General features: G+C 54.1%; 24 protein-coding genes. 12 read left to right on the plus strand and 12 right to left on the minus strand.

The genetic code is table 11. The features are described 5' to 3' along the window. Positions 1-71: 71 nt before the first annotated feature. The 5 genes from K0H80_RS04530 to K0H80_RS04550 all read right to left on the minus strand — a co-directional run bounded on the left by K0H80_RS04530 (position 72) and on the right by K0H80_RS04550 (position 4,386). Entirely contained in the window at positions 72-1,355 is a 1,284-nt protein-coding gene (locus tag K0H80_RS04530; protein ID WP_220073249.1) for an ATP-binding protein, read from the minus strand. Positions 1,356-1,365: 10 nt separating this feature from the next. Beyond that, positions 1,366-2,079, minus strand: coding sequence for a response regulator (locus K0H80_RS04535; protein WP_011864701.1), 714 nt, complete (start codon positions 2,077-2,079; stop codon positions 1,366-1,368). Further along, a complete protein-coding gene (locus K0H80_RS04540; protein WP_258406173.1) occupies positions 2,079-2,387 on the minus strand; it encodes a DUF3019 domain-containing protein in 309 nt (102 codons plus the stop codon). Before K0H80_RS04540 ends, K0H80_RS04535 begins: the two co-directional genes overlap by 1 nt. Before the next feature lie 107 nt (positions 2,388-2,494). Continuing rightward, positions 2,495-3,376: a MipA/OmpV family protein gene (locus tag K0H80_RS04545; RefSeq protein ID WP_041406431.1), complete on the minus strand. Its 882-nt coding sequence runs from the start codon at positions 3,374-3,376 to the stop codon at positions 2,495-2,497. Between the two features lie 173 nt (positions 3,377-3,549). After that, positions 3,550-4,386, minus strand: a complete 837-nt coding sequence (locus K0H80_RS04550; protein WP_011864704.1) for a LysR family transcriptional regulator — start codon at positions 4,384-4,386, stop codon at positions 3,550-3,552. 188 nt (positions 4,387-4,574) lie between these two features. Here K0H80_RS04550 and K0H80_RS04555 point away from each other — a divergent pair, with 188 nt between their 5' ends. The 5 genes from K0H80_RS04555 (at position 4,575) to K0H80_RS04575 (ending at position 10,982) form a co-directional block, all read left to right on the plus strand. Beyond that, entirely contained in the window at positions 4,575-5,750 is a 1,176-nt protein-coding gene (locus tag K0H80_RS04555; RefSeq protein ID WP_220044442.1) for an acyl-CoA dehydrogenase, read from the plus strand. Positions 5,751-5,858: 108 nt separating this feature from the next. Next, positions 5,859-8,132 carry a dehydrogenase E1 component subunit alpha/beta gene (locus K0H80_RS04560; RefSeq protein WP_220073250.1) on the plus strand — a complete coding sequence of 758 codons (2,274 nt, stop codon included), beginning with the start codon at positions 5,859-5,861 and terminating at the stop codon, positions 8,130-8,132. A gap of 14 nt (positions 8,133-8,146) precedes the next feature. Then, positions 8,147-9,223, plus strand: coding sequence for an ACP S-malonyltransferase (locus K0H80_RS04565; protein WP_258406174.1), 1,077 nt, complete (start codon positions 8,147-8,149; stop codon positions 9,221-9,223). Between the two features lie 140 nt (positions 9,224-9,363). Then, entirely contained in the window at positions 9,364-9,885 is a 522-nt protein-coding gene (locus tag K0H80_RS04570; protein ID WP_220073252.1) for a GNAT family N-acetyltransferase, read from the plus strand. A 530-nt stretch (positions 9,886-10,415) separates the two neighbouring features. Continuing rightward, complete coding sequence (locus tag K0H80_RS04575) at positions 10,416-10,982, plus strand: acetate uptake transporter (protein ID WP_220073253.1); 567 nt, start codon at positions 10,416-10,418, stop codon at positions 10,980-10,982. Here the strand turns inward: K0H80_RS04575 and K0H80_RS04580 are convergent. The 5 genes from K0H80_RS04580 to K0H80_RS04600 form a co-directional block, all read right to left on the minus strand. Next, positions 10,979-12,163, minus strand: a complete 1,185-nt coding sequence (locus K0H80_RS04580; RefSeq protein WP_220073254.1) for a response regulator — start codon at positions 12,161-12,163, stop codon at positions 10,979-10,981. The genes K0H80_RS04575 and K0H80_RS04580 overlap by 4 nt on opposite strands. Then, positions 12,160-12,498, minus strand: a complete 339-nt coding sequence (locus tag K0H80_RS04585) for an Hpt domain-containing protein (protein ID WP_220073255.1) — start codon at positions 12,496-12,498, stop codon at positions 12,160-12,162. The genes K0H80_RS04580 and K0H80_RS04585 overlap by 4 nt, the downstream gene beginning before the upstream one ends. After that, complete coding sequence (locus tag K0H80_RS04590) at positions 12,488-15,247, minus strand: ATP-binding protein (RefSeq protein WP_220073256.1); 2,760 nt, start codon at positions 15,245-15,247, stop codon at positions 12,488-12,490. The genes K0H80_RS04585 and K0H80_RS04590 overlap by 11 nt, the downstream gene beginning before the upstream one ends. Positions 15,248-15,397: 150 nt before the next feature. Further along, positions 15,398-16,072 (minus strand): YiaD family glycine zipper/OmpA-like lipoprotein, encoded by a 675-nt coding sequence (locus K0H80_RS04595; protein WP_220073257.1) that lies wholly within the window; start codon positions 16,070-16,072, stop codon positions 15,398-15,400. Between the two features lie 148 nt (positions 16,073-16,220). Next, positions 16,221-16,694 (minus strand): YcxB family protein, encoded by a 474-nt coding sequence (locus tag K0H80_RS04600; RefSeq protein ID WP_258406175.1) that lies wholly within the window; start codon positions 16,692-16,694, stop codon positions 16,221-16,223. Positions 16,695-16,879: 185 nt separating this feature from the next. On the opposite strand from K0H80_RS04600, the gene K0H80_RS04605 reads away from it, so the two are divergent. The 3 genes from K0H80_RS04605 to K0H80_RS04615 all read left to right on the plus strand — a co-directional run bounded on the left by K0H80_RS04605 (position 16,880) and on the right by K0H80_RS04615 (position 17,948). Beyond that, a complete protein-coding gene (locus K0H80_RS04605) occupies positions 16,880-17,197 on the plus strand; it encodes a TehB-like domain-containing protein (protein WP_220073259.1) in 318 nt (105 codons plus the stop codon). A 212-nt stretch (positions 17,198-17,409) separates the two neighbouring features. Continuing rightward, positions 17,410-17,694, plus strand: a complete 285-nt coding sequence (locus K0H80_RS04610) for a hypothetical protein (protein ID WP_258406176.1) — start codon at positions 17,410-17,412, stop codon at positions 17,692-17,694. Positions 17,695-17,699: 5 nt separating this feature from the next. Continuing rightward, positions 17,700-17,948 carry a hypothetical protein gene (locus K0H80_RS04615; RefSeq protein ID WP_011864717.1) on the plus strand — a complete coding sequence of 83 codons (249 nt, stop codon included), beginning with the start codon at positions 17,700-17,702 and terminating at the stop codon, positions 17,946-17,948. A gap of 64 nt (positions 17,949-18,012) precedes the next feature. Here the strand turns inward: K0H80_RS04615 and K0H80_RS04620 are convergent, their stop codons facing one another. After that, complete coding sequence (locus K0H80_RS04620; protein ID WP_220073260.1) at positions 18,013-18,435, minus strand: VOC family protein; 423 nt, start codon at positions 18,433-18,435, stop codon at positions 18,013-18,015. A gap of 138 nt (positions 18,436-18,573) precedes the next feature. Further along, complete coding sequence (locus K0H80_RS04625; RefSeq protein ID WP_220073261.1) at positions 18,574-19,179, minus strand: NAD(P)H-dependent oxidoreductase; 606 nt, start codon at positions 19,177-19,179, stop codon at positions 18,574-18,576. A 140-nt stretch (positions 19,180-19,319) separates the two neighbouring features. Here K0H80_RS04625 and K0H80_RS04630 point away from each other — a divergent pair, with 140 nt between their 5' ends. From K0H80_RS04630 to K0H80_RS04645, 4 genes are all read left to right on the plus strand, one after another. After that, positions 19,320-19,976: a helix-turn-helix transcriptional regulator gene (locus tag K0H80_RS04630; protein ID WP_220073262.1), complete on the plus strand. Its 657-nt coding sequence runs from the start codon at positions 19,320-19,322 to the stop codon at positions 19,974-19,976. Beyond that, positions 19,966-20,676, plus strand: a complete 711-nt coding sequence (locus tag K0H80_RS04635; protein ID WP_220073263.1) for a pseudouridine synthase — start codon at positions 19,966-19,968, stop codon at positions 20,674-20,676. Before K0H80_RS04630 ends, K0H80_RS04635 begins: the two co-directional genes overlap by 11 nt. Positions 20,677-20,887: 211 nt before the next feature. Beyond that, entirely contained in the window at positions 20,888-21,802 is a 915-nt protein-coding gene (locus K0H80_RS04640) for a LysR family transcriptional regulator (RefSeq protein WP_258406236.1), read from the plus strand. Positions 21,803-21,960: 158 nt separating this feature from the next. Then, positions 21,961-24,228, plus strand: coding sequence for an OmcA/MtrC family decaheme c-type cytochrome (locus tag K0H80_RS04645; protein ID WP_220073265.1), 2,268 nt, complete (start codon positions 21,961-21,963; stop codon positions 24,226-24,228). Positions 24,229-24,236: the final 8 nt, after the last annotated feature.

Here is a 24,236-nt window from a genome sequence, read left to right on the forward strand (position 1 = left end):
TGGCGTTAACCCAATGTCGCGTTCGCCCTCATCGACAAACCACTTACTCGTTTAACCCCGCTTCCCGACTGCTATTTTCTTAGTCTGTTTGCGCTTACCCTGGGCCAGCTCAGGGTAAATACAGTATTGCCAGGCTCGCTGGCCAGCGACACCCGGCCATTGTGTTTGTGCATGATCCGCTTGATGATGGCCAGTCCCAGGCCATGACCCTTGTTGCCGTTCTGCACCACCTTGCTGCGATAGAAGGGCTCGAAGATCTTCTCCTGATCCACGGCGGCGATGCCCGGGCCGTCGTCCATCACCTCTAACTGTACCGATTTGTTGTCCTGACGGATGGCGATAGTGATATGACTCTTTGCGAAACGCTGGGCGTTGATGATCAGGTTTTGCAGCGCCCGCTCGATGAGTGACGGGTCGCCCATCACCTTCAGTTCCGGCGTCTGCTCGTCGAAGTAGATGGGAATGCTGTGGCGGTTTTGCAGCCGGCTGATGGTCTGTTGGGTGAGCCGAGTCAGCTCGCAGCACTCAAATTCCAAGTCCTGCTGCTGAGACTCCAGGCTGGCGTAGGTCAGCAGCTCCTGCAGCAGAGTTTCCATCTCTTTGACATCCTGCTGCATCTCGTCGAGAAACGCCTGTCGCTGGGCGGGATCTGAGTCCGGCGCGCAGTATTGGGGCACCAGGGCCAGGGCAAATTTGAGCCGGGCCAGGGGCGTTCTGATCTCGTGGGAGACGGCGTTGGAGAGATGCTTCTGGTTCTCTATCAGGGCGCTGATGTGGCGCGCCATCTCGTTGAAGGTGCTGGCCAGCGGCTGCACCTGAGAGCGGCTGGATAGTTGAATCTGGGTGTCCCACTTGGCCTGGCCAAATGCCTTGGTCGCCAGGCGCAAGGTCTTGAGGTCCCGTGACAGGGGCCAGACCCAGATCAGCGCGACCAGTGCCAGGGAGAGGTAGAAGAAGAGGGTAAACAGGCCGCGTAGCTGCTCTCTGGGATCTATCTCTATGGGGCCGGCCATCAGGATCTGTTGATCATCCACCTGAATAAAATGCAGCTCGTGTTGCTCGTCCGGCGCCGTGACTAGGACGCTGTCGCGCGCGAGTGAATCATCTAGGTTGACCGCCACCTGAGCCTTAGGCAGTAGTCTGAGGGGATAGCTTTGTTGGGTGCTAAGCTCGGCGAGAAACGCCTCGCGCTGGCTCTCTGGCAGTTTGCCGATCAGCTGGGCTAAGGCGATGAGCGGCGCATCCTGCACACCGCTATCGTCGACATTGTTTTGCCAGATGCTGTCTAAGGTCCAGCCTATACCGAGAAAACTGAGGCTCAGTAGCAGGTATAGGCTGATGAAGAGTCGTTTCAACGCAGCTCCGTTAGTTGTTCCAGGCTTCTGGGGCGAACAGATATCCCTGACCCCATACCGTCTTAATTCTAAATGGGGTTTCGATATTGTCACCTAACTTCTTACGTAGCCGTGAGATACGCACGTCAATCTTCCTGTCCTTACCGTCGAAATCTATGTTGAGCAGGTATTGATAGATATATTGGCGGCTCAGTACCTGGCCCGCCTGTGAGGCTAGCAGCCAGAGGAGTTCAAACTCATGGCTGGTGAGATCCACCTCGAGATCGCCCAGACGAATCGCCTGAGTGTGGGGATCTATGCTTAGCTTGCCGAAGCTCAGGCAGTGAGACTCCGCCTGTGGTGGCTTGGCGGTGCGGCGCAGCAGATTGTTGATGCGGGCGATAAGCAGGGCAGGATCTACCGGCTTGACCACATAGTCGTCGGCGCCCAGCTCTAATCCCTTGATCTGATCCTCGTTGGAACCCAATGCGCTCATCAGCAGGATAGGGCCGGCGAAGTAGTCGGGCAGTTTTTCACAGAGGGTAAGGCCATCCATCCCTGGCAGCATGATATCGAGCAAGATGATATCTGGTTTGTAGTTGATCAGTCGGGTCAATACGGTATCACCGCGACGCTCAACTTCCACGTGCATTCCATGCGACTTTAAATAATCCACAATCAGGTTTGCCAGACGAATATCGTCTTCGACGAGCAAGACTCTATGGGTCGATTGAGATTCTGTCATTAGAATAGACTCCAGGGGTTGCGATAACGACGTCTCACCTGAGGCGCCGAAGTAGGGGTAACTTTTAATTTTACGCCGGCCAAGGTTTGGTGGCTTTCTTTGTCTATCATGACAAATTGAATATCTTTTTGTGTCTCAACCTTCAGGGTGAGTGAATGGGTATTGGGCGAGTCGGCGCACCACTTCTCCAGCTCGTTATGATCCGACATGATGCAAACTACCTGGGGATAGGGGGTCTCCCAGTTCAGTACCAACTCGATTTCACAGCTCTGCTCGACATCGGCCGTGATGCAAAATTGGGGTGACAACGACAAGCTGGCCGTAGACTCTTGGCCCGCGGCATAGGTAATGTTACACAGTAAAATGATGACAAGGGTTGCCTGTATCAGCTTGAAAGTCATTGAAAACACTAACCTTAGAACCTATAGGCAGTGCCGATAAAGTAGGTGTTGGTGTAACTTTCAGTGACGAGCGGACTGGCGGTGATTTCATCGGCCAAGTCGGTATAGCGTACCAGGAAGAGCAACTCCCAGTGCTCACTCATTATGTATTGTGTCGTCAATTCTAATCCTAAATTAGTGCCAGAACCGGCACGGTAGCGTTCACTCCAATAGGTGTTCTCACTTGGACGTACGCCGTAATAGTAGTTGATGATCTCTTCGCTCTTCCAGTTAGCCACTGCGGCGAATTCAAATTTCCAGTCGGTCCATGATAGGTTGTAGAGCCACTTCACCTTGGCCTCCATGCCGGAGTGCACGTCGAAAAGATCGTGGGCCAGGGCGAGGTTGATTATACCCATTGGTGTGTAAATAAACGCTTCTGCTCCGCCAAGAAGTGTAAATTTTCTGTCTTCCAGCTCATTAAATACCGGCTCAGGCTCGGCGCCAAAGGCTTGAAAACGCGAGGTAAATGCCGATGGTGTTGAGCTTAGCTGGCTAGTGCCAGAGATAAAGATGTTCGACGGGTCCCAACGGTAGAAGTAGGCGCTGTCGCTGCTGAAGCTGGTGGTCAGGTTGACGCTGAACAGCTCCTCATCCGCCAGGGTGTAGCCCAGATTGCCATTGTCGAAAAACCATCTGTCGCCATAGTAGGCCAGGGTAGGTGCCAGGTAGATGGGGATATCGTCGTAGTCGCGAACAGGATTGCTACGCTCACCATAGCCCAGCGCCAGACCAAGTTGCCACTGACCAACTTCGACACATTCATCATCCATATGACAAACCTTCTGCTCTTCGGCCTGCACGGCAAAGCAGAGGAGCAAAGAGGTAAGTAGGCTTGTCAGCAGCTTGTTTTTCATGGGTATAGATACACTAAATCGGGTCAAACAGGAGTCTAAGCAAAAGATTACCATTTACGTCATATATGCACAGCGTTTTCGCTGCTGCTGATGCAAAATGATACAGCTTCATGCCTAGTGTTGGTTAAGTTTTGGCAAGATGTTGCCTGGCGAGTACGCCGCTGTGATCCCTTTTAGCTATAGAGTTTGCTGACTTGTTGCAACTGTTTCTGCTGCTCGGTGCGCTCACCCTCTCTTTGCATGGCCAGGCCGACGGTGCGCCTGAGCTGCAGATCGCCAATCGCCTTATAGATGATGTTGCTCTGCTCCATCAATACCGGCAGGGCGGGCACCAGGGCGATGCCGACCCCGGCCGCCACCAAGCCTACCGCGTACTCTACCGTCTGGATCCGCGCGCGGATCTGCATCTTTATCCCCTCGAGATCCATCAGCTGCTGCAGATCCGCCAGGGCCTCGCAGGGCGCGCGGTGGATGAAGGGCTGGCCGCTAAGATCCTGCAGGCGGATCTCCTTCTTCAGGGCCAGGCTCATGGTCGATGGGATCGCCAGCAGATAGTCGTCATGCCAGATGGGCTGAAACACCTCGTCCGACTTTAGCTGACTGGTGGTGATGATGCGGGCGTCGCAGGGCTCGTTGGCCTCGACCAGGGTCAGCTCCATATCATGGCAGGCCTGGCTGAAGTCTTTGAGCAGCATGCTCATGCGCTGCACGCCGAGGGAGTTGATCAGCCCAAGCTTGAAGGGTTGGCGTTGCTCTGGCGTATTAAACAGCGAAGCGATCGCCTTGGACTCGTTTAGCAGCCGCTGAGCCAGGGGATAGAGGCGCTCTGCCGACTCTGTTGGGCTCACACCTCTGCCGTGGCGCTGAAACAGCTGAGTATTGAGCTCGTCTTCGAGCTGGCTGATGGCCGAGGAGATAGAGGGCTGGGCGATATAGCACTGCTTGGCGGCGGCGCTGATGGTGCCCTTATCGTAGACGGCGACAAAGTAGCTCAGGGCTCTGAGGTTCATGGCTAGGCTCTTAGGTTGGTGTCGGGACTCATCTTTACGCTTACGTAAGATATAGAAAATAGCTATGCAAGCTAAACAAAAAGAATATTTTTCCTACGGATGAATTATGCCTATGCTAGTCGAATTAGCAAGTGGTGAATCAGTCACCAGTTGCACCACAACAATAAATGACAGCAAGGAACAGACTCATGGCTCGAGTGAAATTTGATTGGCAAGATCCACTGCAATTCGATGCGTTGCTTAGTGAAGATGAACGCATGATCCGTGACATGGTGCACGACTATGCCCAAGAAAAGTTGATGACTCGGGTATTGATGGCCAATCGCAATGAGCATTTCGACCGTGAGATCATGAATGAACTGGGCGAGCTCGGGCTTCTGGGGGCGACCCTGCCCGAGGCCTATGGCTGCGCCAATGCCAACTATGTCAGTTATGGCCTGGTGGCCCGTGAAATCGAGCGGGTCGATAGCGGTTATCGCAGCGCCATGAGCGTGCAATCTTCCCTGGTGATGCACCCCATCTATGCCTATGGCAGCGAGGCGCAGCGTCAGAAATACCTGCCTAAGCTGGCAACCGGCGAGTGGGTCGGCTGTTTCGGTCTGACCGAGCCGGATGTGGGCTCAGATCCCGGTGGAATGAAGACTCGCGCCGAGCGTATCGACGGCGGCTATCGTCTCAATGGCGCCAAGATGTGGATCACTAACTCGCCTATCGCCGATGTGTTTGTGGTGTGGGCCAAGCTCGACGGTGTGATCCGTGGCTTCATCCTCGAGAAGGGGATGAAGGGGCTGAGCGCACCTAAGATTGAGGGTAAGTTTAGCCTTAGAGCCTCGATCACCGGCGAGATAGTGATGGACAATGTCGAGGTGGGTGAAGAGGCGCTATTGCCTAACGTCGAGGGACTCAAGGGGCCGTTCGGCTGCCTCAACAAGGCCCGCTACGGTATCGCCTGGGGCGCACTGGGGGCGGCAGAGTTCTGCTGGCACGCGGCGCGCCAATACAGCCTGGACCGTATTCAGTTTAACCGCCCACTGGCGGCCACTCAGCTGATCCAGAAGAAGCTGGCGGATATGCAGACAGAGATCACCACAGGCCTGTTTGCCTGCCTACAGGCCGGTCGCCTGATGGATCAGGACGCCTTACCTGTAGAGGCCATCTCACTCATCAAGCGTAACTCCTGCGGTAAGGCGCTGGAGATCGCCCGTACCTCCCGCGACATGCATGGCGGTAACGGCATCAGCGACGAGTTTCATGTGATCCGTCACGTGATGAACCTCGAGGCCGTCAACACCTACGAAGGCACCCATGATATTCATGCGCTCATCCTGGGCCGCGCGCAGACCGGCATTCAGGCCTTCGGGTAATACTTCTCCTTCAGCTCGGAGCGACGGCGTCGCTCCGCCTTCTCGTCGCAGCGGCCGAGTGAACGCCTGTGGTATAGGCCTAGTTGCGCCCAATTGAGGTAGATCAACTTGGAAGATAGAGCTATCGCCCTCGACAGGCAATTTGTCGAACGTGTATCACAGCAAGATTTTCTGGAGATAGAGCAGGGCTGGTGCCATACCCGCCTGGGGCTCAGTGATGCCTATTTCGTCGGCATCTTCGAGTCACAGATGAAGAGCCGTCTGCTGGATCTCGAGTCCCGTAAGATGCGCGCTCGCAACCAGGGTTTCTACACCATTGGCAGCTCGGGGCACGAAGGCAACGCCGCCTGCGCCGCGGCCCTGCGCCCGACCGATATGGCATTTCTGCACTATCGCAGTGCGGCCTTTATGATAGAGAGGGCGCGCCAGGTGCCCGGCGAGACCTCCCTGTGGGATATGCTGCTCTCCTTTGCCGCCTCCAGCGAAGACCCTATCTCGGGGGGGCGTCACAAGGTGCTAGGCAGTAAGCGGCTGATGATACCGCCGCAGACCTCCACCATAGCCTCACATCTGCCTAAGGCGGTGGGGGCGGCTCTAAGCATTCCGCTGACGCATAGGCTAGATATCGACAGCGTCTTGCCCGAAGACAGCCTGGTGTTCTGTAACTTTGGTGATGCCTCGGCCAACCATGCCAGCGCGCAGACGGCGATCAATGCCGCCGGCTGGGCCGCGTACCAGCAGGTGCCGCTGCCGCTGCTGTTTGTCTGTGAAGACAATGGCATAGGTATCTCTACCGCGACCCCAAACGGCTGGATAGCCGCCAACTTTAAAGACCGCGCCGGCATCAAGTATTTCTACTGTGATGGGCGGGATCTGCTGGACTGCTATCGGGTCAGTCGTCAGGCGGCCGAGTATGCCAGGGTCAAGCGAAGGCCCGCCTTCTTGCATGTCAGAACCGTGCGTCTGATGGGCCATGCCGGCAGCGACGCCGAAATCGCCTATCTCAGCAAACAGAAGATCTTCGATAACGAGGCTCAGGACCCATTGCTGCTCAGTGCCAAGCAGATCATCGAAGCTAAGCTGATGACTCCGGACGAGATAGTCAATCAGTATCAGACGCTCAAATCGCGCATCGCCGCCATCGCCAGGGTGGCAGTTGAGCGGCCCAAACTGACCAGCGCCAAGGCGGCGATGGCGGCGGTGATCCCGCCCGTCAATGACAAGCCGCTGACTCATCATAACCTGACCGATGAGGCCTTCGCTCAGCTCTTTAGTGCGGACAAAAATTCTCTGGGTAAACCGCTGCACATGGGTAAGCTTATCAACATGACACTCACCGAGTTGATGGCGCGCCAACAGAACATAGTGGTCTGCGGTGAGGATGTGGGCAAGAAGGGCGGTGTCTATCATGTGACCTCGCGCCTGGTGGAGCGTTTCGGCCCCAACCGGGTGATAAACACCTTGCTGGATGAGACCTCAATCTTAGGCCTGGCCATAGGTATGGCCCACAACGGCCTGCTGCCGATTCCCGAGATCCAGTTTCTCGCCTATGTCCATAACGCCGAGGATCAGATCCGCGGCGAGGCGGCGACCCTGCCGTTTTTCTCCAACGGTCAATTTACTAATCCCATGGTGATCCGCATCGCCGGTCTGGGTTATCAGAAGGGCTTCGGCGGCCATTTCCATAACGACAACTCATTGGCTGTGTTTCGCGACATTCCCGGCCTTATTTTGGCCTGTCCCTCAAATGGCGCCGATGCCATGGGGATGCTGCGGGAATGCGTGCGCCTGGCCGAGCAGGAGCAGCGACTGGTGATCTTCTTAGAGCCAATTGCACTCTACATGACGCGGGATCTCCATGAGGAGGGAGATGGTCTCTGGAGTCATGACTATTGTCCTCAGGAAAAGGCCAAAGCCCTGCCCTATGGTGAGCTGGGCGTCTATGGCAAGGGTAAGACGCTGGCCATTCTCAGCTATGGCAACGGCTATTATCTCAGCCGTCAGGCCGAGCGCGAGCTGTCTGGGCTCGGCATCGACTGTCGGGTGATCGACCTGCGTTATCTCATCCCCCTCAACGAGGACGCGATTATCGCGGCGGTGAGCGAGTGCGAGCACCTGCTGATCGTCGATGAATGCCGCCGCAGCGGCTCGGTAAGCGAGGCGATAGTGACCTGCGTCCATGAGCGCTTGGGGGATCTCGCGCCGCAGATGGCCAGGCTCACCGCCGAGGATTGCTTTATTCCGCTGGCCGAGGCGGCAACTCTGCCACTGCCGAGTCGCTCGCAAATTGTCGAGGCCGCCCTGGCCCTGGTTGGCGAGCATGCCGTTGACGATGAGGGCAATGAAACTATCCAGGATGCGGGAGTGAGACAAGTCTTATGACACAGGAAGCCAAGATGATGAAGAGCGATCAAGTGGGTAGTGCGACAGGTAAGCTAAGGGCCTTGGTGGTGGCGCCGGGAAGAGGATGCTACAACAAGGAGGAGCTCGGCTATCTCGCCAGATACCATGGCGACAAGCCCGACTTTATCGAGGCGATCGATGCCTATCGACGCGACCTGGGTCAGCGGCCGATCGCCGACCTTGATGGCCAGGGGAAGTACTCCTTCAAGCTACATACGCCGGGGGAAAATGCCTCGGCCCTCATCTATGCCTGCGCCATGGCCGACTTCATGGATATCGATCGCGAGCGCTTTGAGATAGTGGCGGTGACCGGCAACTCCATGGGCTGGTATATCGCCTTGGCACTGGCTGGCGCCCTGGATGAGCGCGGCGCTATCGAGGTGATCAACACCATGGGCAGCATGATGGGTGACGGCCTGATTGGTGGGCAGATGATCTATCCCGAGATGGATGATAACTGGCGCCGGGACGATGCCAAGACTGCATTGCTGGATAAGGTCATCGATGAGGTGAACCGGGAGGCGGGCTGCGAGCTCTACACCTCTATTCATCTCGGGGGCTATCGTGTGCTGGCGGGTAACGAGGCGGGTCTTACCCAGGCCGAGGCCCGTCTGCCCAAGCTGGAGGATCGCTACCCTATGCGTCTCTATAATCACGGCGCCTTCCACTCACCGCTGCTGCAAGAGATCGCCCGCCGGGGTCAGCAGGCGCTGCCCGCGTCGCTGTTTCATCGGCCTAAGCTGCCCATGGTGGATGGCCGGGGACAGATCTGGGGCCCCTTCTCCAGCGACATAGAAAGGCTGCACAACTACACCTTAGATCATCAGGTGGTGGCGCCATATGACTTCAGTCAGGCGATGGCGGTTGGGGTGAAGGAGTTTGCCCCTGACTGTGTGATAGTGCTCGGCCCGGGCAACACCTTAGGCGGCGCCGTGGCGCAGACGCTGATCGCCAACCAGTGGTTTGGCTGGCAGAGCAAGCAGGATTTCAGCGAGGCGCAGAAACAGGCACCTAAGTTGATTGCCATGGGGAATCCGGCGCAGCGGCTGCTTGCTACGGGTAAGGCCTAGTGTTACGGATTAGTGTTGCGGATTAGCGCTACGGGTTAAACCTGTAGCCAGCGGAGCGGCGGCCTTGCTCATACTGTCATTGCTTAGCCTATTGCTACTATGGCATATTGCCTTCTTTTATAAGGAAATATAGGACGTTTATGGCAGAGCAAGAGTTTGATTCCCCCCAAGCCCCAGAGATCAGCATACGTCACAGCACAGATGGTGACATAGAGGGGATTTTTGCCCTCTATGGCCAGCGCAGCTGTTATGCCGGCACCCTGCAGCGTCCCTATCCGTCGCTGGCCTTCTGGCAGAAGCGGCTGAAGGATCTGCCGGAGAACTGTTACAGCCTGGTGGCCGTGCGCGAGGGCAAGATTGTGGGCCAGCTCGGCATGGAGGTCTATAGCAATGCCAGGCGCAAGCACGTGGCCAACTTTGGCATGGCGGTATGCGAGTCGGCCCGAGGGCAGGGGATTGGCAGTGCCTTGCTGGGGGCCATGATAGATCTGGCGACCAACTGGCTGGCGGTACGGCGCATCGAGCTCGAGGTCTATACCGATAACGAGGCCGCCGTCGCCCTCTATAAGTCCCATGGCTTTGAGATCGAAGGCGAGGCCAAAGATTACGCCTTTCGGGATGGCAGCTATGTGAATGCTTTCCTGATGGCCAGATGCTGCTAAGCCCTTTAAAAAATTTGGCTAAGAGCTTTGGCTCGAGCTAAGCGCTTAAGCCAGTCACACAAGCTAAGCGCCATAATTAGCTTTTGATTGAGGTGCAAAACTGATCTAGATCAGCAGATGGTTAACTAAGCCCCTCTGCTGATTTTTTTGTGAGTTGGATCGCGACAAGCGGGGAAGTGTGAGGCTCATCTTGTCTAGCCCGCTTTTCTTTAGCATTCGATGTTTATCCGGGAGCGGCCCGAAACTCCCTTTGTGATGAATCTCTTGAAATCTCGTTTTTTGCGATATTGGTCTCTCGCGGTCTGCTGTCCTTGTTTATCTTAATGAATTCATTAGCGATTTTTCTTGCCTGTCAATGTCCCTTCTCGACAGCCTTTAGTTATCATCTTGTTTTATATCGATTTTAATTATGGCGTTTGGGCCATTTGGCCAGGCATTGTGATGCCCTTAAGACTTCTCTAGAATCCGCCGCGATTTTGACCGCGCCAAAGGGGCGCATCATTCATGCGAGCGATAACGAGGGGAATTAAATGTCGACAAAATTGGCCAATCCAGCGCCTCTGGGTCTTATGGGATTTGGTATGACGACCGTGCTATTGAACATACACAACGCGGGCTTCTTTGCCATCGATGCCATGATCTTGGCGATGGGGATCTTCTACGGTGGCCTGGGCCAGGTGTTGGTGGGCATGATGTGCTTTAAACGGGGAGATACCTTCGGCACTACGGCATTTACTTCCTATGGCCTGTTCTGGCTGACCTTAGTGGGGCTAATCATGCTGCCTAAGCTTGGCCTCGCCGCTGCCAGTCCGAGTCACTTCATGGGCTGGTACTTAAACCTCTGGGGCCTGTTTACCGCCTTCATGTTTGTCGGCTCTTTACGTTATCCACGCGCCAAGCAAGTGGTGTTCGGCTCCTTGACGATACTCTTCTTCCTGCTGGCGGCCCGCGACTTCACAGGTAGCGAGTTGATTGGGATGATCGCCGGATTCGAAGGGATCTTCTGCGGCGCCAGCGCCATCTACTTCGCCATGGCTCAGGTGCTTAACCAGGAGTATGGCCGGGTGATCCTGCCCATTGGTGAGGTTAAGGCCTAGCCATATTCGATGGCGGTCTTGACCGCCTGAAGGATCTCGGTGCGATTGGAGGGCTTAAGAATATAGCCCTTCAGTCCCACCTGCGCCCAACGTTTGATCAGCTCACGGTTGTTGTTGCTGGTCAGCGCCACCACGGGAATATCCTTGCCGTCATTATCTGCCTTGAGTTGCTTGGTGGTGTTGATGCCATCCAGATGAGGCATGTAGAGATCCATCAGGATCAGGGCGTAATCGTTACCCTTGATCATCTTGAGGGCCGTAAGACCGTCGCAGGCCTGCTCGGTATCATACTCATCCTGCTCCAATACCTTGACTATCATCTCCCGGTAGATCTGATTATCCTCCACAACCAAGATCTTCTTCTTGGGCGGCTTGGCCTCATGTTCATCCAGCAGCGAGCTGACCAGGGCTTGGGTGGGGATCTTGGCTTGCTGTTTGGCGATCATCTGCTGCTTAATGTCTTTGATCTCGCTATGGCGACTGGTGAGCTGCGCCAGGATGAGATCCAGCCCATCTTTGATCTCCAGCTCTAATTGGGTCAGCAGGGGCTCAATATGCTGTTTGGCCAGCGACTTGACCAGCGCCTTGTCGTGGCTCATGCCCTCACTGCTATGGGGAAGCTGCTCGGTCGACTGTTCGACTGACGCCTTGCAGGAGTCGACCGAATCCAGTAACTGGCGCTTACACTGGCTACTGAGCTCGATGAGCGAGGCGAGGTTGGTATCGATGCGCTCCAGCTGGTCGTCATCCAGACCTGCGTAATGATCATCCCCCTGGCTCTGCCTCAATCCGTTGTGGACTATCATCTTCAGACGAAACTTCTCGTACAGGGGCAGGTAGACGAAGTAGTTGTCGAATACCCCCTTGATGCAGCTACGAAAGGCCAGGGCGGACTCCTTGTTCTTACACAGCACTATGGCGTAATGCCTGTAGGCGATCTGCTGGTTTTTCAGGAGTTTGGTATAGAGCTCAATGCTGAGCTTCACCGAGCTCATGGCAAAGAGGATCACAGAGGGCTTATGCTCTTTTATCTGCTCGCCCACTAGCCGGGTCACGGGCACGGTGCGGTATTCGTCGACCTGCTCGGCAATGATGTTGGCGGCGCCCGAGATATCCTCCTCCTTCTCATAGAGCATGATCACTTCGGGGTGGCGACAGGCAACGCTGGGTTTTCGAGTCATGAGTTGATCACCTCTATCAGGGACTGCAGGGCATTTTTGAGCTGGATGATGAGCTGCTTGCACTGGGGCATATCTTCCCCCAGGGCGGCATATTCCAGTTGTTGCAGCTTGTCGGCAACCTCTTCGGCGCCGATCGCCTTGGCAGAGGTTTTGAGAAAATGCGCCCCCTGCTTGAGGCCGGCAAATTCACGGTTGTTGTAGTGGGTGGCCAACTCGCGCAGGCTGGTGCGGGCCTGGGCGACGAAGTCCTGCTTAAACTGGGCTATGAGTGCAGGATCATTGCCGATAAGATCACGCATGATCTTAGGGTTGAGGATCTGGGGACTATTCTTCATGGCGATACCATTTCTGGATGACCTTCTTTAGGTCTCTAAGCTGCACAGGTTTACTGACAAAGTCGTTCATGCCCGAGCGGTAACAGTCGTCGAGCTCTGTGGCCATGGCGGCTCCTGTGATGGCCACTATGGGCACAGATTTTCGTTGGGTACTGTTCTCTATCTGACGGATCTGTTTGGACATGTCATAGCCATCCAGGTTGGGCATGTGGCAGTCGGTAAGGATCAGCTTATAGTCTGCCGACTGCCAGAGGTGCACCCCGGCCAGACCATCTTCGGCGAGGTTGCAGCGATAGCCGAGCATGTCCAGCTGCTTAAGGATCAGCTTTTGATTTAACGGGTTATCTTCGACCACCAGTATGTCGGCGTCTCCCTTAAGCCCTGGCATTGGCTCCTGCGTCAGCGGGTCGCAGAGATCCAGCTCCATCTCGTCGAGGTCGATGGCAAGGCCTGTGTCTAGGCGTTTGTGCACCGCCTTAAGCAGCAAGGTCTTGGATAACAGGTAGCTGTCCAGGCTGTCTATCTGAGGAATCGTCTGTGTCAGCGCCTTGCGTTGATGTTGGGGCAGGGCGACAAGCCAGTTGCTGTGGCCCTTTGGACTCGCCGCCTGGTTGGCGAGAAAGCGCAGCTCGTCAGCCTCGCCGGTGGCGAGAATGATCACCAGAGGCAGAGCCAGGGTATCGATACCCAGTTGCTCGGCCTGGTAGCATTTGACCCTGCCCCCCTTGTCGGTCAGACACTGTTTTATCCAATCAAGTGTGGCCTGGGGCTGGCCCAGGTTCACCACCCCTATGGTGTGCTCGCTAAGCTCCTGGGTCTGTTCATGGTGATGGGCGCGCCAGAAGGGAAGCTCGACACAGAACTGCGCCCCCTGGCCAAGTTCGCTTTTAAGGCTGATGCTGCCGCCCATCAGGTTGGTGAGCTTGCCGCAGATAGCCAGGCCCAGGCCTGTGCCGCCATAGTTGCGCGTGGTCGAGCGCTGGGCCTGCACGAAAGGGGTAAACAGACGTTTCTGGGTCGCCTTGTCTATGCCTATGCCATTGTCTGTCACGGTAAAGCGTACTCGGGTCACTATGTCATTCTGCTCACCTACCATGATGTTTAGCGACACACAGCCGGTCTGCTCCTGTGTGCTGTGGGTGAACTTCATCGCGTTGCTGAGTAGGTTACTGAGGATCTGCCGCACTTTGACGATATCTCCCTCGACCCAGTCGGGCAGCTCCAGGGCCTCCTGCACGGCAAAGCGTAATCCCTGACGGCTGGCCACCGGCGAGAAGCTCTTGATCAGGTCGGCGATCACCCCGGCGAGGTGGAAGTCTTGCTGCTCCAGTTGCATCTTGCCCGACTCTATTTTGTTGATGTCGAGGATGTCGTTGAGGATATAGATGAGGTTATTGGCCGAGGTCGACGCCGTCTCGATAAGATCTCTTTCCTCGCCCGACTTGTCGGCCAGGGAGAGCAGCTCCAGTGCACCGATCACCGCATTCATCGGGGTGCGCAGTTCGTGGCTAATCATAGAGAGAAATTCGCTCTTGGCTTGACTGGCGATTTCGGCCCGCTCCTTGGCGAGCTGCAATTCTGTGGTGCGCTGCTTTACCCGGCTCTCGAGTGAGCGGTAGCTTTCCTGTAGCGCCAGCCGAGCCTGGTAGATGGGAGTCTGATCGATACAGATGCCATCGATGCGGCTGTTTTGTTGGTTCTGCCCCTGACTCACCTTACCCTTGGCCAGTATGTAGATGATCTCCTGGTTGGGCAGAATGGCGCGATACTCCTGATGAAACGGATTGCCATTGGCCAGCGAGTCTTCCACCGCGGCCATGACGGCGGGGAAGTCTTCCGGGTGGATCCGCTCGGCCCACTTCTCCAATACGCCAATGTCTTCGATGTTGAGGCAAAACATCTCGTTGGCCCTCTGATCCCACTGCCAGATCCACTGCCCCTGTTCATCTATCTGTGCCCGCCAGTTGCCTATGTTACCAGCCTCGAGCGCCAGCTTCTTCGACTCGTTGGCCTCGTTGAGGGCGTCGAGCATCGCCTTGGACTCTGTCTGATCTTTAATAAGGCCGAGCAGCTTGAAGTGGCCATTTTCCAGGTAGATATGCTCGGCGAACAGTTCGTACACCCTGGCGACATCGTTCGAATCGATGCGAAAACGAAACGCTAGCTTATGTTTACCCGAAGGTGAGGGAGCGAGAAAGGGGTCGAACTTATGGCGATCTTTCATCGTGACCATCTGCTGCAGACTCTGCCAGTTAAGGGGGCTGTGATGGTTAAGTTGCAGCAACTCCTTCACCCGGTTGGAGAAACGTGTCTCGCCGGTGGCGGAGTCGTAATGCCAGATGCCGATATCGGCGGAGCAGAGAAAGGCCTCGAAGCGCTTGAGGTATGCCTGATTGATGTTGGGATCGTCACGCTGTGGGACAAACAGCAGTAGGAAGCGATTCTTGCTTAGCGCTTGGGGGAAAAGCTGATACCAAGGCGTCTTGGATTGGCGATGGAGACGCACATCGAGCGATTGTCTATCTGTTTGGGCAAGTGCCAAGACATGAGTGAGGGCATCAATTAGTGAATCGTTTGAGTCTGCTTGATTTAGCGTGAGTAGCTGCTCGAGTGGGCGCTTGACGATGGCTTCATGGTGGAGTTCAAATAGCTCATACAAGGCGTCGTTGGCCTCAATGATCACTCCTTGCTTGTCACAGATAAGCTGCGCAAACGGCGAGTCGTCTATGCTATTCCCTGCTGGCGCCATGGCATCCACATCCTTGTTATCCCTTGAGAATAAGTCTAGACCTATGGAGGCAATTTAGGGGAGGCGATTTGTGAATCTTTTTTGCGGTAGAGGGGTTAAAAGCGTGTCCCTCAAGCGATAGGGCGCGAGGGACACGATAGGATTAGGTGCTTAGCCTTGTGACATTGGGCTTAGCACGATCTCGACACGGCGGTTTTGCGCGCGGCCTTGCTGGGTCGAGTTGTCGGCGATTGGACGAGACTCGCCCATGCCCATAGAGCTGATGCGCTGGCTCTTGATTTCACGAGACATCAGGTAGTTGGCAACTTCTGCCGCACGTACCTGAGACAGACGCAGGTTGTATGACTCGCTGCCAGAGCTGTCGGTGAAGCCCATGACATTCAGCATGGTTTCATCATACTCCTTAGCGACCAGGGCGACGCTGTCCAACACGTTCTTGGCACGGCTGCTCAGCACAGATTGATCGACACCGAAGGTCACTTCGTTTGGCATGTTAAGGATGATGTTGTCGCCGTTACGGGTTACGCTCACGCCAGTCGATTGTAGCTGCTTACGTAGCTCGGCTTCCTGCACGTCCATGTAATAGCCGATACCACCACCAACGGCTGCGCCTGAGGCGGCACCGATAAGTGCGCCCTTACCCCGGTCGCTCTTGCTTGACGAGGCCACACCGATAGCGGCACCTGCGATGGCACCTATGATGGCGCCGTTAGTCGCCTTGGCGTTCTGGCTCTCGTTGGTATAAGGATTGGTTGTCTGACAAGCCGAAATAAAAAGTGTCGACCCGGCCAAGATTGCCGCGGCGAGTTTCTGGTTACTGATCATCGTTACTCCATTATCAGGTTTGCCTTAGGGCGGAGATCGTCCTTAGGGCTTGTTGTTATGTGCGCTATTGTCGCATTTTGTTTGCATAATAACAAAGCGAGGCACTTTTGCCTGAATCTATACAAAGTTTAATAAAACTGCGGCAAATTTAGCCCTGTTTGGCGCCCTTGCCGCGCATAAACTGGCAGCAGGCTTCATCGAGAAAACGTTTGGAAAGGTAGTGTTTCTGGCCGCCTGCTAGCAGCAGAAAGCCTGCGCTGGTTTCCTGTATGTCGTCGATACCGTCCCAGCTAAGTTGCTGTTTAACGTAGAGGGATTCGATACTGATCCCTTGTTCGTTCAGGGTGAGGCTAGCCTCGTTGCCGGCGGCCTTGCTCATCATCTGGCGGGTCAGGTACCAGGGGCGCTTAAACTTGATACTCAAGCCCTCCAATACGCCGAGGGCGATGATAAACCAAGAGGCGTAGGCGTTAACGCCGGTCAACAGTAGCGCCAGGCCGATCAGCAGAAAGCCGAGCGCCTTAGTGTATTCGGCGCGAGGAGCGGGCTGAGTCACTGAGGCATCGAAGCATTCAGCATAATAGGCTCTGTCCAGGGTAAAGTGGGTGCTGTAGCTAAACAAAGCGTTTAATTGAGAGTGAGATGAAGCTGTCATACAAGTAGAGATAGCTGAATTTGGGACACAGTGTAATCTCTTGTGAGTGAAGTGCAATCTCGCCGTGAGCTTGTCTTAGATCTTTAGCCAAAATTAGACTAAGTTTAGCTTTCTGAACGTCGGCAATCGGCCTTGAAAATGGGAGCCTCAAGATGTCATTTGTGCCTAAGGGATATGTGAAGTGCAAGAAGACACCTGTGTTTAGCGAGCAGGATATGCCCGCCATCTACCGTGAGCGGCATTTTACCCGGCCCGGCGTGTATGAGCAGATCCATGTTATCCAAGGCGAGCTGATGTTTTTCGGCTACCTAGACAAGTTGGGCGAGGTCAATCGCGAGGTGCGACTCGGGGCCAATGAGACGGCGATTTCTCATCCCGGCTACTGGCACAGCATCAAGCCGCTTACCCCAGATACCCGTTTCGAAATTCATTTCTTCATCAAACCCGAGGGGCCGGTAGAGCAGACCTAGCCTAAGCGCTTTTTATTTTCACCTATTGTTTTCACCTATCGAATGACCTTTGTGACGCGCTAGCTAGAGTGGTGAGCTGGTAAAAGTGGTGATTTGGTTAAGCATTGGCCTGACACAAATAAGAAGTGAATATAAGAAGTGAATAAAAGTTAACCTGACTTTCTATTGGCCAGGCTTTAGAGTCCAATAAAGCCTTTAGCTAAGGAAAGCTGATGAAGACCTCCCCAGACTCTACTCATAAGTCTCAGGCGTCTATGGAAAACTTGGCAAAGACTAAGCCAGGTAAGCTAGTGCATACAAGTGCCGAGACATCCAAGACAGCGAAGACAGCCAAAACGCCTGCTAGCTCCTCCTTGTTGCAAGACTTGGCCGAGATGGACACAGGTTTTGCCCTGCTGCAATCCATGGCTCGCTCCAAGACGCTCACCATTATGGTGATCATCTTTCTGCTCGCAGGCGCGGGTTTTGCGTTGTTTCTTAGTAAGATGGCGGGGTAATACTCATGTTAGCGGCTAGTCTCACCGAACTCTTTATCTGGTTTATCTGGGAGATCTTACTCTCGTTTGTTCTCTATACCACGGGCGCCGTGGTGATTGGGCTAGTGACCTTTGGCCGGGTGCAGAAGCCCTTGTATTGGCCTGCCTTGTTTCATCAAGAGAAACGCCTGGCAAAAAACGATTTTTACGCTGTCTATATGGCAGGCTTTTTCTTCTATCTCTTGCTGTTTACCCTGCTGGTCTATCTGGGATAGGCCTTAATATCAAAGACAGATAGACCTATCCCCTCGTATTTTTGCTAATGCTTCGCGGCCGCTATCAAGTGTCGTAGTGGTTACGCTGCTCTGGCAGGTCACTGAGATACTGCACAAATTCCACTTCATAGCCGTTGGGGTCGATAAAGTAGACGTTGCGACGGAAGGGATCTTCCTGCCCCGATTTGTCCACCTCGAAGCCCGCCTTACCGAGTCTGGCGATCACGCCATCGAGATCTTGGGTCACAAAGGCAAAGTGAGCCAGGCCTACCTGATGTCCGCTTAAGTCGCGGTTTTCGCCTTCGCCATCATCGTTGAAGGCCAGGTATTGATAGTCATCGCCGAAGTGAACCCAGTTGCGTGGCTTGCCATACCAGGTTCCCTGACCGCCGCCACGTACCGACCAATGGGGGAAGGCGGCACGGTAGAAATTAAGGGCCGTTTCTATGTCGGTGACGACGAGATTTATGTGTTCTAAATGGATCATGATGCAATTCCTTCTCTGCTGGCTTGGTGTTATTCCGTTAATACGCTCAATCTAGTGCCTATCTGGGGCTAGCGCATGACTTGGGGCTGGCGCAAGACTTGGGGCTGGCGCACGACTAGGGTGAGCACTTAGGCGGCACTACATGCCGTATACATATTCCTGTTGTTTGGGGTAAGGCTGATCCCTGTGGCGCTGGCGTATGGCGCCGAGGGCATCTGCATACTGGCCGAGCATATGTAGGCTGTAGTCGATGCGCGCTCTTAACCCTTGCTCTCTGGCATCTATCTCACCCTCTCCCAGTACCTGCTCCACGTTACGAATGATCAGATGATCGGGAATGGGCACCAGCTTGTTGTTCTTCAGGGCATTCATCTTTAACTCGGCGATAGGGTAGGCGCCGCTGATGCCGCTGGTAACCGCGACCAAGAGGGCGGGCTTGTGGGCCGTGTCCTGGTTGTCACACAGTAGCAGGAAGTTTTTCAACATGGGTGAGGCCATGCCGCCCCATTCTGGGGTGATCAGAACCAGAGCGTCGGCTTGCTTTACCAGCGGGCTTATCTTTTGCCAGTCGCTCGCCTTAAGCGCTGCGCCGTTTCTGTCGCCATCCCAGAAGGGTAGGTCGTAGCGGCACAGCTCAATATGTTGTATCTCGCTGAATTGGCTGGCATGTTCACTAAGGTAGCCGGCGACTCTGGCACTTTGAGAACCTGGACGTTGACTGGCACTGACGATAAGAAGTTTCATTATGTAAACCTTTTTATTTATTTAATGTTTTATACACTAATTGCTTTATTTAATTTTGTAAAGACTAAAGTAAATAAAAAAGTTTACTTAATCTCTGGATCGGTAATAATGGGCCGATAGAAGTTCAGAGGAGACGGCGGGTGAGTAAGAAGACCAGCGACAAGATCATCGACCATATCAAGATCCACGGCCCCTGTACCGCTAAGGTATTGGCCGAGCAGTTTGCGTTGACCACCATGGGGGTCAGGCAACATCTGCAGGCCTTGGAAGAGGAGGGGATTTTGAGTTTCGAAGACAGAAAGGCGAGTCGCGGTCGTCCCACCCGTTACTGGGGGCTTACCGAGAAGAGCTACAAGCTGTTCCCCGACCGACACGACGATCTCACCAGTCAGCTGATTGACTCGGTGCGGGTAGTCTTTGGTGACCAGGGGCTGGATCAGTTGATCGATCACCGAGAGCAGGCGAGTCGGCGTCTGTATCAGGAGGCGCTGTCGCAAGCGACCGGATTGGCGGATAAGTTAGCCGCGCTGGCAAGGCTCAGGACTCAGGAGGGGTATGTCGCCTCGGTCGAGGAGCAAGATGGCGTCTTTTGGCTGCTGGAAAATCACTGCCCCATCTGCGCCGCGGCGAGTCGCTGCGCTAACTTCTGCCGCTCTGAGTTGCAGCTGTTTCAAGAACTGTTTAGCGAACTGGCGAGCGTCAGCCGCGAGGAGCATATCATAGCCGGCGCCAGACGCTGCGCCTACAAGCTGGTGCCGCTCGCCTCTCACGCTCCGACACACCAAGATGTCCGCTAAACGCGCCAGGCTGGATCGCTTTATCAGCCAGCATTGTCAGATCCCCCGCAAGCAGGTGCGCCTCATCCTGGCAAAGGGCCGGGTGAGTGTCGATGGTCATGTGGTGCGCGATGCAGACTGTCAGATAGATCAATTCTCTCAAGTGATGCTCGATGGCCAGGCGCTGAGGCAGGAGCAACCCATCTATCTCATGCTGCATAAGCCGGTTGGTGTGGTGAGTGCGACCAAGGACGATGAGCACAAGACGGTGATGGATCTCTTGCCCGACTTTCAGGACAAGGGACTGCATATCGTCGGACGGCTGGATCTCAACACCTCGGGTTTGCTGCTACTTACCAACGACAGCCGCTGGTCGAAGCGTATCATGTCGCCGGAGCATAAGGTGGCCAAGCAGTATCTGGTCACCCTCAAGGCTCCCCTCACTCAGGCCTATGTGAAGGCCTTTGCCGAGGGTTTCTACTTTGCTTTTGAGAATATTACCACTCAGCCTGCACAGCTTGAGATCCTAGACCCCCACCTGGCCAGAGTCACCCTGCATGAGGGGCGCTACCATCAAATTAAGCGCATGTTTGGCCGCTTTCGCAATCAGGTGATGGCGCTGCACAGGCTCTCCGTGGGTAACCTAATCCTGGATGAAACCTTGGCTGTAGGGGAGTATCGTCCGCTGACGCCACTGGAGCTGGCTAGCATATTTGGCTAAAAGCCAGCCATGCTCAGTACAAGATTTTGGGTTTGCCGCTTCACCTAGCACTAATTTCTGGGTTCAACAAGCCAAGTGCAAATGTGTGACTAATGGCTATATCGTTTGATGCAAATCATGTGTTATAAATATTAGATTACTAATATAAACAATAGTATCGATGAGCAATCAAACACTTAAGAAAATCAGCGAACTCGATGTGTTTTGTTTGATGGTGTTTAAAGTCATTTTTCAAACCGGACATGCCAACATAGCGGCTAAGCAACTTAATGTGTCAGCCCCTAAAATTAGCCGCTGTTTGAATATGTTACGTGCCACCTTCGACGACGAACTCTTCTACCGTCGTCAGCTCGGGCTCAAGCCGACGCCTATGGCGGAGTTTCTCTACGATCCCGTATGTCAGTTCTGTGAAGCCGTCCTGAAAATAGAACAGTCTATCAGCGAAAAGAGCAGCGAGCTGGCCAGTGAACGCCTGAGAGTCGCGGTTACCCCGAGTATCATGGCCAGCCTTTCCCTGGCTTTTTCCCGCAGCAATGCCAGAGACGCCTTTAGTCAGTTACAGTTTGTGATCTGGGGCGACGACTCAGCCGATCAGATCCATAACGGTGAACTGGATATGGGAGTGACGTTCGACGCCTGCAACGAACATCCGCTGTCGGTCGAGGCGTTAGGCTGTCTGAGCGGTGTCTGTCTGGCTGCCAACGAGGAGCATGCCATCTGGTCCCAAAGCGAGCCTTTGACCCTGGAAACCGTCTGTCGTCACCGCTTTCTCTGCCTGGATGGCAAGGGCTTTAATGACAAGATCGACCCTCTGGAGGTGTTCGCTCGTCAAAACGGTGCCGACATCGACAGCATAGAAAGAGTCAGTTCGCGAGACGAGTGGTACAGCCATCTGCTGACCATGAACTCTGTGGCTTTCCTGCCTTGCTCCGAGGCCGAGATCTGCGGCGCCCTGCCGGGGATCCGTGTGGTGCGCCTATCTGACGAGGAGGTGGGGCGCCTTCACGGTGAAAGCATGTCGCCTCAATACCTGTTGCTGGAGAATCCGGCCGAGTATCGACGCTACTCGCTGGAACAGAGAGAATTAATTATCCAGCTTATCAAACAGCTACTCGTTAAATGTTAATTTCAAAATTTGAAATTTACGCTTTCAAATTTTGAAATTTCTGTTAATGAATCTTTAAATTGCAGTCACAACTTGGACTCAATTATCTAACAATTTATCGTCACTCCCTTATATTTGAGGTACTGCAATAGCAGAAATACCTATAAAGGGATATGGCGATGAAAAAAAATAAAATTACCTTATTAGCCATGGCACTCTTCTGTGCCATTGGTGTGAGCGCGTGTAGTGATGGTGAAGATGGTAAAGATGGAGCACCGGGTGAACCTGGTGTTCCTGGTACTCCTGGAACACCCGGTGCACCAGCGGGATCTACCGTTGATACTGTAGCCACTGCCGCAGACTTCAAACTAACTCTACAACCTGCCGATATCGTAGTAGTAGGAGCTGATGACTTCTCTATTAAGTTCACTGCGACGGGTAAAAATAGTAAAGGAGATGATGTTCCGTTTACTGGCCTAGAGAAAGTTGCCCTATATGTGACTAACCAAGTGGCTAACACCACTAGTAGTGGCGCTCCTATGCTCTGGTCGAACAATGCCCTGGCTAACGAATTTGGTTCTAGCATGTACTGTACGCCTACTGGTAAGGCTGCAGCACGTGGCGGCGCCGAAGTCGATGCATGTACCTTGGTAGAAGATGCTGAAAATCCTGGTACTTATACTGGTACTTGGGAGCATGATGGTAACGCACCTGTTGTGGTAGCCGATGGCGATCCTAACAGCATGTTCCGTGTCATGATCCGCACCTACAATGTGACCGACGCAACTGGCGTATCGATTTCCGACAAACTACTCTCTACTCCGCTCGATTTCATTCCTGCGACCGGTGAGATGGCCGTATCGGCGAAAGATTCGGTATCAAGCGCTGCCTGTATTCAGTGTCACAGTGAGTTGATGGGCTATGATGATGGCGACAAACGTATTGCTAACATCGGTGCTCACCATAACTATCAGAAAGTTGAAAACTGTATCGCGTGTCATAACCCTGCTTATGCCGCCGATCAGAACGATCCAGAAAAAGGCTTTAACCCTAACTTCAACGCAATGATCCACACCATCCACGCCGGTGGTCATCTTGCCGAGTGGGGCGTGTTAAAAGGTGATGCAGAAGAGTTTGCTGGCGTTCACTTCCCAGCAGAGCTGAATGAATGTACTACCTGTCACGACAATGGCAACCAGTGGAAAGAAAACGTTTACCGTGAAGCTTGTGTAGGTTGTCACGTAACCGTTAACTTCGAAACCGGTGAAGGTCACTCTGACTTCCAGCTACCACAGGCTGATGATTCTCAATGTATGAACTGTCACATTGGTAATCTGAGCCCAGAAGTGGTGCATAAGGTAGGTAACAGAGCGGTTGAGCAGGAACAAGTCGTTCTTGATTTCCAAGGTGTGACAGTGACTGACAACGGCGACGGTACCAGTGCATTGACAGTAACCACTAAGGTGACAGTCAATGGTGCGGCACCAGCCGATGGCTCTATGCTGGATCCTTACATGCCACGTCTATCTACCGGTCTGCTGATTGGTAATGTTGAACAAGGTGGTGCGCCAATCCGCGGATTAGGTATGCCAGTTAACGGTGTAGCTATCACAGGTGGCATTCTGACCACGACTAAGAACTTTGATTCAGCGCGTCTGACTGGTTCTATCTACGTGACTGCAGAAGTGATGATCTGTGGCGCGGGTGGTAAGGCTGCAATGTGTGCAGATGGCGATTACACAGAAGTATCTGCCAGCGCACCTGTTAAGTACTACAACCTGGACGACCCAGCCGTTGCACCTATGCAAGCCCGCATGAGCGATGCAGATCGCGTCACTGTGAGCGAAGCTAAGTGTAATAGCTGTCACGGCAACCTGACTCATATCAAGGCGCCACGCCATGGTGTGAGCGAGTTTACTCAGTGTATGGATTGTCACAACAACAGATACCCAGGTTCTTACCATGGTGCTGTTGAATATGACACAGGTGAAAAAGACGCCGACGGCAACCCAATCATGGCGCCAGTTGAAGGCCTAACCTTCGCCAACCGTGACCTGATGACTGTTGCTCACCGTTTCCATACTGGTACTTTCGGTGGTGGTATCTACCTAGATAAGAACCTGGAAACAGTTGGTTACCCAGCCCTTGCGACAGACTGTCAAGCTTGTCACAAAGATGGTGCAACCTTCTTCGCGGCCGACGGTGGTTTGACTTCTGGTAAGCGTTCAATTCAAGTGACTGCGACAGAGTACATCTCTCCAGTGGCTGAAACTTGCCGTACATGTCACATCAGTGCCTCTGCACTCGCTCACTTCGAGAGCAATGGTGCGACTGTACATGGTAAGCCAGATACAACTGCTGACCTGCCAGTCGAGTCTTGTGCAACCTGTCACGCCGAAGGTAAGACATACGGTGTTGATAAAGTTCACGCCGGTGGTGCTCACTAGACGCCAAC

This window comes from Shewanella aegiceratis (genome assembly GCF_019457495.1).
Lineage (GTDB): Bacteria > Pseudomonadota > Gammaproteobacteria > Enterobacterales > Shewanellaceae > Shewanella > Shewanella loihica.

Coding starts and splice junctions, on each gene's coding strand:
- K0H80_RS04535 (WP_011864701.1), bottom strand. CDS start 2,079: ATGACAGAATCTCAATCGACCCATAGAGTCTTGCTCGTCGAAGACGAT.
- K0H80_RS04545 (WP_041406431.1), bottom strand. CDS start 3,376: ATGAAAAACAAGCTGCTGACAAGCCTACTTACCTCTTTGCTCCTCTGC.
- K0H80_RS04550 (WP_011864704.1), bottom strand. CDS start 4,386: ATGAACCTCAGAGCCCTGAGCTACTTTGTCGCCGTCTACGATAAGGGC.
- K0H80_RS04555 (WP_220044442.1), top strand. CDS start 4,575: ATGGCTCGAGTGAAATTTGATTGGCAAGATCCACTGCAATTCGATGCG.
- K0H80_RS04565 (WP_258406174.1), top strand. CDS start 8,147: ATGATGAAGAGCGATCAAGTGGGTAGTGCGACAGGTAAGCTAAGGGCC.
- K0H80_RS04570 (WP_220073252.1), top strand. CDS start 9,364: ATGGCAGAGCAAGAGTTTGATTCCCCCCAAGCCCCAGAGATCAGCATA.
- K0H80_RS04575 (WP_220073253.1), top strand. CDS start 10,416: ATGTCGACAAAATTGGCCAATCCAGCGCCTCTGGGTCTTATGGGATTT.
- K0H80_RS04580 (WP_220073254.1), bottom strand. CDS start 12,163: ATGACTCGAAAACCCAGCGTTGCCTGTCGCCACCCCGAAGTGATCATG.
- K0H80_RS04585 (WP_220073255.1), bottom strand. CDS start 12,498: ATGAAGAATAGTCCCCAGATCCTCAACCCTAAGATCATGCGTGATCTT.
- K0H80_RS04590 (WP_220073256.1), bottom strand. CDS start 15,247: ATGGCGCCAGCAGGGAATAGCATAGACGACTCGCCGTTTGCGCAGCTT.
- K0H80_RS04595 (WP_220073257.1), bottom strand. CDS start 16,072: ATGATCAGTAACCAGAAACTCGCCGCGGCAATCTTGGCCGGGTCGACA.
- K0H80_RS04605 (WP_220073259.1), top strand. CDS start 16,880: ATGTCATTTGTGCCTAAGGGATATGTGAAGTGCAAGAAGACACCTGTG.
- K0H80_RS04610 (WP_258406176.1), top strand. CDS start 17,410: ATGAAGACCTCCCCAGACTCTACTCATAAGTCTCAGGCGTCTATGGAA.
- K0H80_RS04615 (WP_011864717.1), top strand. CDS start 17,700: ATGTTAGCGGCTAGTCTCACCGAACTCTTTATCTGGTTTATCTGGGAG.
- K0H80_RS04620 (WP_220073260.1), bottom strand. CDS start 18,435: ATGATCCATTTAGAACACATAAATCTCGTCGTCACCGACATAGAAACG.
- K0H80_RS04625 (WP_220073261.1), bottom strand. CDS start 19,179: ATGAAACTTCTTATCGTCAGTGCCAGTCAACGTCCAGGTTCTCAAAGT.
- K0H80_RS04635 (WP_220073263.1), top strand. CDS start 19,966: ATGTCCGCTAAACGCGCCAGGCTGGATCGCTTTATCAGCCAGCATTGT.
- K0H80_RS04640 (WP_258406236.1), top strand. CDS start 20,888: ATGGTGTTTAAAGTCATTTTTCAAACCGGACATGCCAACATAGCGGCT.
- K0H80_RS04645 (WP_220073265.1), top strand. CDS start 21,961: ATGAAAAAAAATAAAATTACCTTATTAGCCATGGCACTCTTCTGTGCC.